Source organism: Jiella avicenniae (assembly GCF_021390325.1).
Classification (GTDB): Bacteria; Pseudomonadota; Alphaproteobacteria; order Rhizobiales; family Rhizobiaceae; genus Jiella; species Jiella avicenniae.
In genome coordinates this window covers 1-12,918 of the sequence record NZ_JAJUWU010000009.1, presented here as the reverse complement: position 1 = coordinate 12,918, position 12,918 = coordinate 1, and the positions used below count along the sequence as shown (strand labels likewise).

Below are 12,918 nucleotides of genomic sequence, written 5' to 3'. Positions count from 1 at the left end.
AGATTTCCGAGGCTTCACTGAACACTTGCACCGCTACTCAAAGGCTGCCAGAGCGATACGAGCCCGTCAAGCTGCCCTGCCTCCATCATCAGCGCCGCGGGGAGATTTCCGGCCCGCCGATCCAATCCGACGATCCCGTAGGCGAGCGAGCGGGCAGAGCCGAGCAGGGAGAAGGAAGAATCGTCCTCCGGCTTGCGGTCGACGAATTCCAGCCCCTTCGGAATCTTCCTGTCCGTCTCCAGCCAGCGTCGGACCGCCTCCTCGCCGCCGATCTCGTCGACGAGCTTGAGACCGAGCCCCTGCTGGCCGGTGAAGATCGAGCCGTCGGCCAGCCGTCGTGCTTCCCCGGGCGCGATGCCGCGACGCTCTGCGACCAGCCCGACGAACCAGTCGTATGTATCCATCACCAGACGCCGGATCATGTCCTCGGCGCCGGGCGGCGGCGGACCGAAGGGCGAGGGTTCGGCCTTGAGCGGGGCGGATTTGATCGCGTTGACCTCGACGCCCACGGTATCGAGGAGCCTTTCGGCATTCACGTACTGGAAGATCACGCCGATCGACCCGACGATCGAGGTGCGCCGGGCGACGATGTGATCGGTGCCGGCCGCGATCATGTAGCCCGCCGAAGCGGCCAGCGTGCCGACCTGGGCGGCGACCGGCTTCTTCTCGGCGACCGCACGGACGGCCTGATAGATCGATTCTCCGCCGGCCGTCGTGCCTCCCGGGGAATCGATGCGCATGACGACCGCCTTGACCCCGTCGTCGTCCTTCAGCTCGTCGAGCAGCTCCAGGAGCTTGCGATCCTCGAGGATCATGCCCTCGATCGAGACCCGGGCGATCTGGTCGGACAGCCGGCTGTCGAAAGCGCTCGGAAGCCCGACGAGGAAAGGCACGGCGATCAGCGCCAGGACGGCGATCGCAACGGCCGTGATGCGCCAGAAGCTCAGCCTGCGCCGAAGTCGGCGACGATCGATCAACTCGCCGGCCAGATTGACCATTCCGCTCTCCGTTCCATCACCACGTCTCACCAGACAGGTGGCTAGCGAAAAGCGCGGCACCTGTGAAGTTCGAATGTGAGATCGGCGTTGGCGGTGAGGCGGATCCGGGGGGAGGTTCTCTCGAACCGCCTTCATCAGGACACCGAGAACCGGTAGTGGCGGTGCGGACCGTCGCCGTGTTGATATGTCGCTTCCGTGCTATTGACTGTCGCAAATCGCGTTGATTGATGCTAAAGAGCGCCGCCTTGAGGTTTAGAACAGCTCGCAAGACGGCTCGAACTCCGATCGAGGAGCCGGTTCCGATGAGAGGTTTCCTTGACATTACAGATGGTTGATCTCGACCCGCCGCGCCGGGGCGACGCGGGCCGGGCCGAATTCTCGGCGAGCCGGCAGGCCGAGTTTTCGCGCGCCGCCCGGCATTCGCGTCTGGTGCGGATGCTGAAGATCGGCCTTCCCGTCGTCGCGGCGCTGATCCTTCTCGGCGGTATCGCGCTCATCTGGCTGGCACGCAGCGTGACCGACGACGTTTCGGTGACGAGCGCCGCGATCGACGACGGCAGCGTCGTCATGCAGGATCCGCGCATGTCCGGCGTCGACAGCAAGAACAGGCCCTACCAGCTCATCGCGACACGGGCGGTCCAGTCGCTCGACGGTGGCGGCATCACCCTCGACGCCATTCAGGCCAAGGTCCCGGTCGGCGACGACGTCACGGCTGACATCCGCTCGGACTCCGGCTACTACGACGCCACGGTCGGAACGCTGCAGCTGAGCCAGGGGATTTCGGTCGAGACGACCAGCGGCACCTCGGTGCGACTGGCCGGCGCCGACATCGATCTGTCGTCGGGCACGATGGACGGAAAAGGACCGGTGCTGATCAAATCCGGGACGCAGACGATCGAGGCGCAGAGTTTGAAGGTGTCCGACGGGGGGCAATTCCTGTCCTTCGGAGGCCGCGTGAAAATGCTGATCAACCCGGCCTCGCTGAAGAGCGAGGCTTCCGCTTTCCAGCCGAAAGAGTGACAGAGCATGAGCTCGCAGAATTCGTACGCAAAGGCCATTGCGGTCGCCATGGTGATGGCATTGAGCGGCCCCGCGGCAGCCCAGAGCGAGGGCGGCGCCAGACAGACCTTCACCGGCCTGCAGCTCCGCGGCGACCAGCCCATCGCGATCGAGTCCAACCAGCTGGACATCGACGACCGGAACAGTGTCGCGACCTTCGCGGGCAACGTCTCGGTCAAGCAGGGCGAGGTGCAGCTCAGTTCCGGCAAGTTGATCGTCTATTACAAGAGGAACGGCAGCAAGGCGAACAAGGCAGGCGGAGACGCCGCCGCGCAGTCGGAGCCGGGCTCGCTGCCGGGCGGCTCCAGCCAGATCGATCGGCTGGAGGCGACCAACAACGTCTATGTGAAGTCCGCCAACCAGGTCGCCACGGCCAACCAGGCGTCCTTCGACATGGCGCAGAATCTCGTCACCCTGACCGGCAACGTCGTCCTCACCCAGGGCGAAAACGTCGCCGAGGGGTGCCGTCTGACGATCCGCATGGACACGGGTGTCGCCAAACTGGAAAGCTCGCAATGCGGCAACGCCTCGGGTAGCGGTCGCGTCCGTCTGATGCTGACGCCGGGTCAGAGCGGCTCCTCCCAGTCGCGCTAGAGAGGTCGAAGGCTTGAACGTTCGTTCGCAGCCCGAGGGCGATGCCTCGAGCGCCGGCAGATTCGACGGAACGCTGGTCGCCGCAGGTCTGACCAAGACCTATCGCGGCCGGCGGGTGGTGGACGACGTCGGGCTCGTGGTGCGCCGCGGCGAAGCCGTCGGCCTTCTCGGTCCGAACGGCGCCGGCAAGACCACCTGCTTCTACATGATCACCGGCCTGATCCCGGTCGACACCGGGCGGATCGGGCTCGACGGCCACGACATCACCAAGGTGCCCATGTACCGGCGCGCTCGCCTGGGCATCGGCTACCTGCCGCAGGAGGCCTCGATCTTCCGTGGCCTTTCGGTGGAGGACAACGTCCGGGCCGTGCTCGAGGTGGCGCAGCCCGACAGGAAGCGGCGGGAAGCCGAACTCGACGAGCTGCTCGAGGAATTCCACATCTCCCACCTGCGCAAGCAGCCCTCGACGTCGCTCTCCGGCGGCGAGAGACGCCGCTGCGAGATCGCCCGGGCGCTCGCCTCCAAACCGACCTTCATGCTGCTCGACGAGCCTTTCGCCGGCGTCGATCCGATCGCCGTCGCAGACATCCAGGGCCTCGTGCGGCACCTGACGGCGCGTGGCATCGGCGTCCTCATCACCGATCACAACGTCCGGGAGACGCTCGGCCTGATCGACCGCGCCTACATCATGCATGCGGGCTCCGTGCTGACGCACGGCACCCCCCAGGCGATCGTCGACAATCGCGACGTCCGCAGGCTCTATCTCGGCGAGCAATTCAGCTTCTGAATTAACCTTGCGTCATTCCCGCGGCGGATGGCGACATCGCCGATTGACAAGCCATGACCTCAACCGCTTTGATGGCGACGTTGGGGCTCGGGAGGGGACGAGGCGCCTTTCCCCGAACCTTTGCACGTCGCCGCGTGACCATGGCACGACGCCGCATCACGCCCGGTTCAAAGCGAGTTCGATCGGCGTAAATGGCACTTTCCGCAAAGTTGCAGATCCGGCAGTCGCAGTCGCTGGTGATGACGCCCCAGCTGCTCCAGTCGATCCGTCTCTTGCAATACAGCACCACGGAACTGCAGGCTTTCGTCGACACCCAGATGGAGTGCAATCCGCTGCTCGCCCCAGGCGCCAGCCCGGATGGCGAGTCGTCGCGGAGCGTCGCCGCGCCGGCGGCATCCCCCCCGGCAGCCTCGGCCGACCCGGGCCCCGCCTCGACCGGTGGTGAAGCGGCGAACCGTCAGACCGCCGCGCCGCGGTCCGGCTCAGAGCGGGGCCGGTCCGGCGACGGCGACTTCAGCATCGAGGATCTCGCCGACCGCCGCATCTCGCTGCACCAGCATGCGTCGAAGGAAGTCGCCGACATTCTCCTCGACCGCACCTCGCAGCGGATCGGGGCCGTCCTGGTCGAGCATCTCGACGAAAGCGGCTATCTGCGGATCACCGACGCGGAGGTCGCGGCAAGCCTCGGCGAGCGCCCCGAGGCCGTCGAAGCGGCGATCGCGAAGCTGCAGAACGAGGTCTCCCCGGCCGGTCTCTTCGCCCGCGATCTAGCCGAATGCCTCGCCATCCAGCTCAGGCGTAAGAACCGCTACGATCCCGTCATCGCGGCGGTGCTGCAGAATCTCGACCTGCTCGCCCGCCGGGACTTTTCCACCCTGCGGCGCCTCACCGGCGAGGACGAAGCCGAGCTGATGGACATCCTGGCGGAGATCAGGGCCCTCGATCCGAAACCCGGGCATGCTTTCGACCACGACGGAACCGAGGCGATCGTGCCGGACGTCTTCGTCGCGGAAGCGGCCGATGGCGGCTGGCTGGTGGAACTCAATTCCGACGCCCTGCCGCGCGTGATCGTCGACAACAGCTACCTTGCCGCCGTGCGCGACGGCGCACTGAAGGGCGAGGATGCGAGCTTCCTCTCGGAGTGCCAGCAGTCGGCCAACTGGCTCGTGCGGGCGCTCGATCAACGCGCCAAGACCATTTTGAAGGTCGCGACCGAAATCGTCCGTCGCCAGGACGGGTTCCTCGCCCACGGCGTCGGCGGTCTCAAGCCGATGACGCTGATGTCCGTCGCCGAAGCCATCGGCATGCATGAATCGACCGTCAGTCGCGTCACCGCGCAGAAATACATCGCAACGCCTCGCGGCACCTTCGAGATGCGGTTCTTCTTCACCGTCGCCATCGCCTCGGCCAATGGCGGGGACGCCCATTCGGCCGAAAGCGTCAAGCACCGCATCAAGATCCTCATCGATTCCGAACGCGTCGACGAGGTGATGTCCGACGACGACATTGCCGCCGTCCTGAAGAAGGAAGGCATCGATCTGGCCCGGCGGACGGTGGCGAAATACCGCGAGGCCCTCGGCATCGCCTCGTCGATCCAGCGGCGACGGGAAATGAACGCCCGCAGGCTCGCCTCCTGAGCCCGGCCCTGCCGCTCCCATTCTCGCAATGCATTCCGGCTTCGGCTTCCATTGTGACGGTCCCAGCCATATCTAGCTGGATCGGAGCCCGCCGCGTTGACAGGTCCGAGCGACGTTTCTAGAAGGCCGCACTTCCGGGTGCGGCTCGGCCTGTCGCCGAGCAATCGCTCCGGCGCCTCCGTGCCGCCTTCGGAAGCGTTGCCTACCGGTCGGCCGAAACGTCGACGGCTCGACGGCGAAGCACAGGAGAGATGGAATGGCCTTGCGCGTATCGGGAAAGCACATGGATGTCGGCGAAGCCTTTCGCCAGCGCATCGAAGAGCGTCTCGGCGAAGCGGTCGACAAATATTTCGACGGCAACTTCTCCGGCACCGTCGTCGTCTCGAAGGAAGGCAGCCGCTTCGCCACGGACTGCACGATCCATCTCGATACCGGCGTGGTGTTCCAGGCAGCCGGCGAGGCCCATGATCCAGAGGCGAGCTTTTCCGACGCCGCCGAGCGGATCGAGAAGCGGCTGCGCCGCTACAAGCGGCGGCTGAAGGACCATCAGAACAACAGCCACCGCGAAATGGCCTATCAGGTGATGGCGGCGATCCCCGAAGAGGCGGAGGAAGTTCCGGCCGACTACGCCCCGGCGATCATCGCCGAGACCACCCTCAAGGTCGGCACCCTCTCGGTTGCCGGCGCCGTGATGGAACTCGATCGGCAGGACAGCCCTTTCGTCTTGTTCAGGAATGCCAATTCGGGCGATCTCAACATCGTCTTCCGCCGCGCCGACGGCAATTACGGCTGGGTCGATCCGTCGAACTATTCGCGGGAATCGTAACGGCGCGATAAGCTCCGCCCTTTAGGGTGAAGTGCCTGAAGCGAGAAGGCTGATCTTCGATGGATGTCAATACGCTGATTGACCCCGGCGCGATCATGCCCGACTTGCGGGCCAACTCGAAAAAGCAGGTACTGCAGGAGTTGGCCGGCAAGGCTGCCGAAATCACCGGCATTTCCGAGCGCGAGATTTTCGAGACCATCCTGGGCCGGGAGAAGCTCGGCTCGACCGGTGTCGGCAACGGCATCGCAATCCCGCACGGCAAGCTCGCCGACCTCGACCGGATCGTCGGCCTGTTCGCCCGTCTGTCGCGGCCCGTCGACTTCGACGCGCTCGACGATCAGCAGGTCGACATCGTCTTCCTGCTTCTCGCACCCCAGGGCTCGGGTGCAGATCACCTCAAGGCTCTTTCGAAGGTCGCCCGGCTGCTCCGCAACCGCGAGATCGTCGACGAGATCCGGGCGACCCGAGACGGCAATACCATCTACGCCTTGATGACCAGCGCCATGGCCCAGAACGCCGCCTGATCGAGCGCTCCTTGCGCTGCCCGCGTCGGTGCGAGACCGGCCGCGAAGGCTGCTGACCGGGAATCGATCTGCAACGTCTCCCGGCGACGGCCTCATCCTCCTCTCGCCAATCCGGGGCGCCACGCCGCTGGCGCGGCATTTTGCTCGCTCTGCGAGCGGCATTTTCGTCATGCACATAAAGGTTGTTGATCCGCCGCCTTCTTTGCTAGGCTGAGCCCGTTCGGGACTGCCGCAGGACGGCCTCCCGCCGGACGATCGCCGCGGGACGGACGGCAGTGGCTTCCGGCGATCCCCGGGATGGAAGGGATGAAACGGCTTCGATGAGCGGACCGCTTCTGCAACGCACACGGATCGGCGAGCTGACGACGCCGTTCGGCACCGACGTTCTGGTCCTCCACAGGCTCACCGCAACGGAGGCGATCAGCGAGAATTTCGAGCTGCGGGTCGACGCCCTGTCGAAGCAGGCCGATCTCGATTTTTCCGCGGCGATCGGCGAACACGCGACCGTTCGGCTCAACACGATCCGCGACGGCGTCCGCTTCTTCGACGGCATCCTCACGGAGGCCGAATGGCTCGGCGCGGAAGAAGGGGCCTACCGCTACCGGCTGACCCTGAGGCCCTGGTTCGAACTCCTCGGCCACCGCGTCGACCGGCTGATCTTCCACGAGATGACGGCGCCCGACATCGTCTCGAAGGTGTTTTCCGCCCATGGGGGCCTCGCCCGCTTCGAAAAGCGCCTGACCCGCTCCTATCCGACCCTCGAATACACGGTGCAGTTCGAGGAAAGCGATCTCGCCTTCTGCCGCCGGCTGATGGAAGCACACGGCATCGCCTACTACTTCAAGCACGGCCGCGGCGACCACACGCTGGTTATGGCGGACGGCATTTCCGGCTACGATCCGGTGCCGGGCGCCATCCGGAACTATTATCCTCTCGATCGCCAGTACCGGCGCCCCGAGGAACATCTCTCGCGCATCGTCGCCGGCCGTCGCTTCACCCACGGCCGCACCACGCTCAACGACTACGACTTCAAGAAGCCCGGCGCCGACCTGAAATCCGAGCGCCGCGGCGACACGGATTTTTCCCATGGCGACCTCGAGATCTATCGCTTCCCCGGCCGCTACAGCGAACGCGGCACCGGCGAGGACCTGGCGCGCGCCGGGATCGAGGCGACGCGCGCGCTCGACCGGCAGATGACCATGGAGGGCGATTGCATGAGCCTCTCGCCCGGCCATCTCGTCACCCTCGCCAACCACCCGACCGGCGCGCTCAACCGCGAATATCTGACGCTGTCGGCCAGCCACCACTACCGGGCCGAGGATTACGTCAGCGGCGCCTCGGGCGACGCGGATTCCTACGAGGGCGCCTACACCGTCCTGCCCGCCGACCTCCCCTTCCTGCCGCTCTGCGTGACCGCCCGGCCAAAGGCTCCCGGGCCGCAGACGGCGAAGGTGGTCGGCGACGGCGAGATCGACTGCGACGAGCACGGCCGCATCCTCGTCAGGTTCCACTGGGATCGCAAGGGCGATCAGTCGATGCGCTGCCGGGTCACCCAGGTCTGGGCCGGCAAGGGCTTCGGCGCCATCTTCATCCCCCGGGTGGGCATGGAGGTGATCGTCGAGTTCCTCGACGGCGATCCCGACCGACCGGTGGTCACCGGCTGCGTCTACAACGGCGAGAACGAGCCGCCCTACCCGCTCGACGACGACAAGACCGTCGCCGGCTGGAAATCCCGCTCGACGGTCGGCGGCGGCGGCTACAACGAGTTCGCCATCGACGACACCAAGGGCGACGAACTCGTCCGGCTGCACGCCCAGCACGATCTCGAGGCGAAGGTCCTGAACGACGAACGTCGCCGGGTGCTGAACGACCGCAAGAGCGGCATCTCCCGTGACGACACGCACGACGTCGGTCGCGACCTCACCGTCACCGCCGGCCGGCGCATCACCCTGAGGGTCGGGGCGAGTTCCATCGTCATGGACGGCCAGTCGATCACCATCCGGTCGCCGAACGTGGAGATCAAGGCCGGGCAGGAGTTGACCACCGACGCCGGCCTCAATGCCGCGCATCGGGCCGGCGTCACGATGGACATCAAGGGCGGCCTCGTGAAGATCAACACATGAGCGAGCCCCTCGACGCCAGCCTTCCCACCGCCCGGGGCGGCGACGGGCCGCCGGAGCCCCGCCCCGCCGGGCTCGCCGGGCTCGCCTCGGAGGTCTTCGCGGCCATTCCGGAGATCGCCGACGACATGCGGGCCCGGCCGGGCGGGGAGACCTGCCCGCAGTTTCTCGCCCGGCTCGTCGCCTCCGCCACACCCGAGGAGGCCGTGACCTTCTGCGCCTATCTGCTGCCGCCGGCGGCAGCCGTCGCCTGGGGACATCGCTGCCTCGCCGCGAAGCCGGCAGCGAGCGGGCCGGCGGACGCCTTCCTGATGGATCTGATCGCGGCGTGGCTCGCCGCACCTTCGGACGGTCCGGAAAGCGAGGAACTGCGGCGGGAGATCCTCGCCATCGCCGAGGCGTCGCGGCCGCGCAGCCCGGCCGTCTGGATCGCCCTCGGCCTCGGCTGGAGTTCGGGCAGCATTTCGGCGCCGGATCTGCCGGCCGTGCCGGCCCCGGCCTTCGCCACGCCGCGGGCGATCAATGCCGGCATTCTCGGTCTCCTCGCCCGGGGCGAGATCGCCGGGCGCGCCGCGGAGCTTCAGGACTTCGTCGCCCTCGCGCGGCGCATCGCGGCGGCGATCGTCGCCGGCGAAGATTTTCGGCCGCGGCGCTGAGAGGACCAGAGAGATCATGCGCATCGACCTCGTCATCGAAAATCTCGACAGGCTGGACGATGGCGGTCCGATACGGTTCTCGGCCACGGACCGGTCCTTCGAGATCGGCCGCGAGCCGCCGCGCGACTTCGTGCTGCCCGATCCCGAACGCTTGATCTCCAGCCGCCACTGCGAGGTGCGCTTCGACGGCGGCGGCTTCCTGCTCGTCGACCATTCGACCAACGGCACCTTCGTCAACGGCTCGGACGGCCGCCTCGCCCGTCCCAAGCGTCTGGAGACCGGCGACCGCATCGAGATCGGCCGCTACGTCCTCGCCGTCAGGATCACGGCCGCCGCCGGTGGCTGGGACGATGCGCCGTCGCCCCAGCCCCTCCCCGCCGTCCCGCGGCGCGGCGCGGCGCCCTCGCAGGCGGCCGCAGGCGAGTTCGGACCAGCCTCGAACCCCTGGGCGATCGACGGCCCGGTGGCACCGCCGGTCGATCTGCAACCGCCCCGCCAGCCGAATCCGCCGGCTTTCGAGGACGAGGTCTTCGGCTTCGACCTGCCGGGACCGGCCGCGGCATCGCCCGGACCCGGCGGCGGCTGGTCCCCCGACCGGTCGGACGCTGCCGACGGGCCGGCCGCGCGCGGCGAGATCGACGCCGCTGCCGGAGCGTGGCCCCGGGACGACGAGGGCCTCGATCGACCCGACCAGAGCAAGGACGATCCCTTCGAGATCAACCAACCGGCGCCGGCAGCTCCACCGGCTTCGGCGGGGGCTTCATGGCCGCAGCCGGAGGCCCGGCGACGCCGCGCGGCGACGCCGCCCGATCCGCGCCCCATCGCCTGGCAGGAAATGCCGGCGGGGCCGTCCGCCGTTCCCGAAGCGCCGGGCGCCCCGCAGCCCGCCCCCTCGCACGCGGGAGCCGAAGCCGAAAGCCTCCTTTCGGCGATCGCCGTGGCGGCGGGCCTCGACGCCGGCGCCTTCGCCGATCGCCCGCCGGAAGACGCCGCCCGCCAGATCGGCGTGCTCCTCGCCGTGGTCGCGGGAGGGGTCGGCGATCTCCTGAAGATGCGGGCGAAGGCGAAGACCCTCACCCGCAGCGCCGACCGCACGACGATCGAGGCGATCGGCAACAACCCGCTGAAATTCTCGCCGACGGCCGAGGCCGCGCTCGCCAGGATGTTCGGCGGCGGGGAGCGCGGCTACCTTTCGGCGCGGGAAAGCTTCGAGGAAGCCTTCCGCGATCTGTCCGAACACGAACTGATCACCTTCGCGGCCATGCAGAAGGCCCTGAAGCGGCTGATCGACGATCTTTCCCCCGAATCCGTCATGGCGAGGGTGCCGACGTCGGTCGTGCCGTACTCCCGGAAGGCCCAGGCCTGGGATGTCTTCGTCAACCGCTGGGATGCCAAGACGGAACCCTTCGAACACGGCATGCTGGACGTGTTCCTGCAGTATTTCCGCGAGATCTATGACGAGGCCGGCCGGGCGCGGCGTCGCTAGCGCAGCGACGACGAGCCGCGCTCGTCATCCCGCTCCGTCTTCCCGTTTGCGCGTGATCTTCCCGAAGACCGGCCGCCACGCCATCGACGCCGCGCGTCGACGTCGCAATTCGTCGCCCCGGCACCATCCCAGTCTCACGTGACGCATTGCATGGCGCGGCGCAAGCCGGTATGAGACCGGCCCACGGCCTTTGGGGGCCATTGGGGCGTCGCCAAGCGGTAAGGCAGCGGCTTTTGGTGCCGCCATTCGCAGGTTCGAATCCTGCCGCCCCAGCCAAGTGATCCAACGCACGGAAATTGCTCGAGTTTCTGCCCTTCCACGGGGTCATACCCCGAAAGTGGTACACAAGGGTGGGACACAGAACTGCGGCACAACCCGAACTCGGGACGTGTCGAATGGGTCTTCATACGGGCATCGCCCGACGCGGCGCCGTCTATTACTGGCGCAAGCGCCTGCCGGACGGACTCGCTGAGCGAATCGGCGTGACGCATGTTAAGTTCAGCTTGAAAACCCGAGAGGCGAAGGAAGCCCGCTATCTCGGCGCATGCCTCAACGCCCGAGCCGCCGACGTCGTGATGAGCGAACCGCCGACAATCAGTCGCGAACAACTAGAAAGTCTCTTTCGGGAGACGTTCGAGCAGCATCGCCGGAAACTTTCGCTTCTCGCCGACTTCTCGCGGTCGGAAGCCGATTTCGATCCGAAGGCGGAGGAAGCCGAGGAGACCGCAGCTGGCTGGGCCTATCGGTTGTTCTCGCGCAAAGGGCTCGCAGCGACGGTCGACGAAGACGACAGGGAGGGCTTCCGCAAGGCCGGGCTCCCAGAGGACATCGTCGACAAGATCGAACCGACCCTGGAGCGGATGAAGGCCTCCGGAGAGGCGAAGCCATCGATGGCGCGGCTCGCCGATGCCATCCGCGCCACCGGCGCGGAGGTGTCTGCCGGTACGACCGCAATGGCACAGCCCATCTATCTGCGGGCGCTCGGCGAGGCGCTTCTCAAAGCCAGTGAGCGATACAATGATGATCCCCTCGATTTCGACACGCTCCTTGGATCGACGAGCTCGTCGTCCACCGAGGCCATGCACGCGAGCGCCCCGCCAAATGCCGATACCACTTCCAATCCTGCAGAGGCGGCGGCCAGCCGCGCCGATGACGTTCAAACCGAACCTTCCAGATCGGAGCAGCCCTCCCACGCATCGGCGTCTCGGACAGACACGATCGAAATCGTCGCGGAAAAGCTGGCCGGCAAGAAGCTGGCGGATGGCGTCTGGGATGAAAAGACAGCCCGTCAGGCGCGGATGATTTTCGACCTCTTCGATCGCTTCCTTCGTGAAGAGGCGGCAATCTTGGGCCTTTCCGAACTCAAGCAGTCCCATCTCGACGCGTTCGAAGAGTTCTTGCGGACATTACACAAGTCATACGGGAAGAGCCCGAAGGATCGGGAGCGCTCGATCGCCGAGCTTCGGCGAGAAAGTGCGGCAAAGCCGGAAGCGGAGCGAGGCCTCTCCGGCGGGACGCGCAATCGGCATCTGACGTTCCTCGGTCAGCTGCTTCGCCGGGCGAAGTCCGCGGGCATCTCGATCAATGCGGATCTCGACCTCACCGAGTTCCGCGCCCGAAAGGCCAAAAGAGGGCGGGATGATCGTCCGGTCCCCTCCCGTACCCAGATCGAAACGTTCTTCCGCCAGCCTGTCTTCAGGGGTTGCAAAGACTGGAATGCAATGCACCACGAAGGCCCACAGGTCTTCCACCGCGCCGCATTCTTCGGTCCGCTCCTTGCGAACTACCAAGGCATGCGTCGCGAAGAATATTGCGGACTATCCGTCGACGACATCGTCGTCGACAACGGCGAACACCCGTATATCCATCTCTGCTTCAACGAGTTTCGCCGTCTCAAGAACCATCAGTCGGTGCGCAATCTTGCACTTCATCCCGAGCTGATCCGGCTGAACTTCCTCGACTACGTCGAAGCGATCAAGGCGCTTGGGTATCGGCGGCTGTTCCCGGATCTCTACTCCCCGACGAGCCAAAGCCTTCTGGGAGATCGCCTCTACGACGAGTTGCGACCCTCTTTTAAGTGCCCGATTCAAAAGTTCAGGTGTAGATCCAATACCTTGCGATGCGTCGGGTGAGGAGGCGGATGTTGGCGATGAAGGCCCAAGCGGTCGCGCTTTCGGTGGATTTCTCCCAATCCTTGGCGAGACGTCGGCATCGGCCGAGCCAAGCGAAGG

General features: G+C 66.3%; 11 protein-coding genes, 1 tRNA gene and 1 pseudogene. 11 read left to right on the top strand and 2 right to left on the bottom strand.

The window, feature by feature from the left end:
• Window positions 1-14 precede the first annotated feature (14 nt).
• Window positions 15-998: a signal peptide peptidase SppA gene (gene sppA, locus LZD57_RS10350; protein ID WP_233719547.1), complete on the bottom strand. Its 984-nt coding sequence runs from the start codon at window positions 996-998 to the stop codon at window positions 15-17.
• A gap of 327 nt (window positions 999-1,325) precedes the next feature.
• Between sppA and lptC the strand changes: the two genes are divergently transcribed.
• From lptC to LZD57_RS10295, 11 genes are all read left to right on the top strand, one after another.
• Window positions 1,326-2,018 (top strand): LPS export ABC transporter periplasmic protein LptC, encoded by a 693-nt coding sequence (gene lptC, locus LZD57_RS10345; protein ID WP_233719546.1) that lies wholly within the window; start codon window positions 1,326-1,328, stop codon window positions 2,016-2,018.
• A 6-nt stretch (window positions 2,019-2,024) separates the two neighbouring features.
• Window positions 2,025-2,651, top strand: coding sequence for an LptA/OstA family protein (locus tag LZD57_RS10340; RefSeq protein WP_233719545.1), 627 nt, complete (start codon window positions 2,025-2,027; stop codon window positions 2,649-2,651).
• A 13-nt stretch (window positions 2,652-2,664) separates the two neighbouring features.
• A complete protein-coding gene (gene lptB, locus LZD57_RS10335; RefSeq protein WP_233719544.1) occupies window positions 2,665-3,438 on the top strand; it encodes an LPS export ABC transporter ATP-binding protein in 774 nt (257 codons plus the stop codon).
• A gap of 191 nt (window positions 3,439-3,629) precedes the next feature.
• A complete protein-coding gene (gene rpoN, locus LZD57_RS10330; protein ID WP_233719543.1) occupies window positions 3,630-5,075 on the top strand; it encodes an RNA polymerase factor sigma-54 in 1,446 nt (481 codons plus the stop codon).
• Between the two features lie 256 nt (window positions 5,076-5,331).
• Entirely contained in the window at window positions 5,332-5,901 is a 570-nt protein-coding gene (gene hpf, locus LZD57_RS10325; RefSeq protein ID WP_233719542.1) for a ribosome hibernation-promoting factor, HPF/YfiA family, read from the top strand.
• A gap of 59 nt (window positions 5,902-5,960) precedes the next feature.
• On the top strand, window positions 5,961-6,425 hold the full coding sequence (gene ptsN / locus LZD57_RS10320) for a PTS IIA-like nitrogen regulatory protein PtsN (RefSeq protein WP_233719541.1): 465 nt from the start codon (window positions 5,961-5,963) through the stop codon (window positions 6,423-6,425).
• A gap of 320 nt (window positions 6,426-6,745) precedes the next feature.
• A complete protein-coding gene (locus LZD57_RS10315) occupies window positions 6,746-8,548 on the top strand; it encodes a type VI secretion system Vgr family protein (protein ID WP_233719540.1) in 1,803 nt (600 codons plus the stop codon).
• A complete protein-coding gene (locus tag LZD57_RS10310; RefSeq protein WP_233719539.1) occupies window positions 8,545-9,201 on the top strand; it encodes a DUF6931 family protein in 657 nt (218 codons plus the stop codon). The genes LZD57_RS10315 and LZD57_RS10310 overlap by 4 nt, the downstream gene beginning before the upstream one ends.
• Before the next feature lie 16 nt (window positions 9,202-9,217).
• Window positions 9,218-10,687, top strand: coding sequence for a type VI secretion system-associated FHA domain protein TagH (tagH, locus tag LZD57_RS10305; protein WP_233719538.1), 1,470 nt, complete (start codon window positions 9,218-9,220; stop codon window positions 10,685-10,687).
• 201 nt (window positions 10,688-10,888) lie between these two features.
• Window positions 10,889-10,963 (top strand) — tRNA-Gln (locus LZD57_RS10300).
• 119 nt (window positions 10,964-11,082) lie between these two features.
• Window positions 11,083-12,819 (top strand): DUF6538 domain-containing protein, encoded by a 1,737-nt coding sequence (locus tag LZD57_RS10295; protein ID WP_233719537.1) that lies wholly within the window; start codon window positions 11,083-11,085, stop codon window positions 12,817-12,819.
• Here LZD57_RS10295 and LZD57_RS10290 read toward each other — a convergent pair.
• Window positions 12,782-12,918, bottom strand: a pseudogene (locus LZD57_RS10290) (IS5/IS1182 family transposase); the annotation flags it as partial. The gene LZD57_RS10295 and the pseudogene LZD57_RS10290 overlap by 38 nt on opposite strands.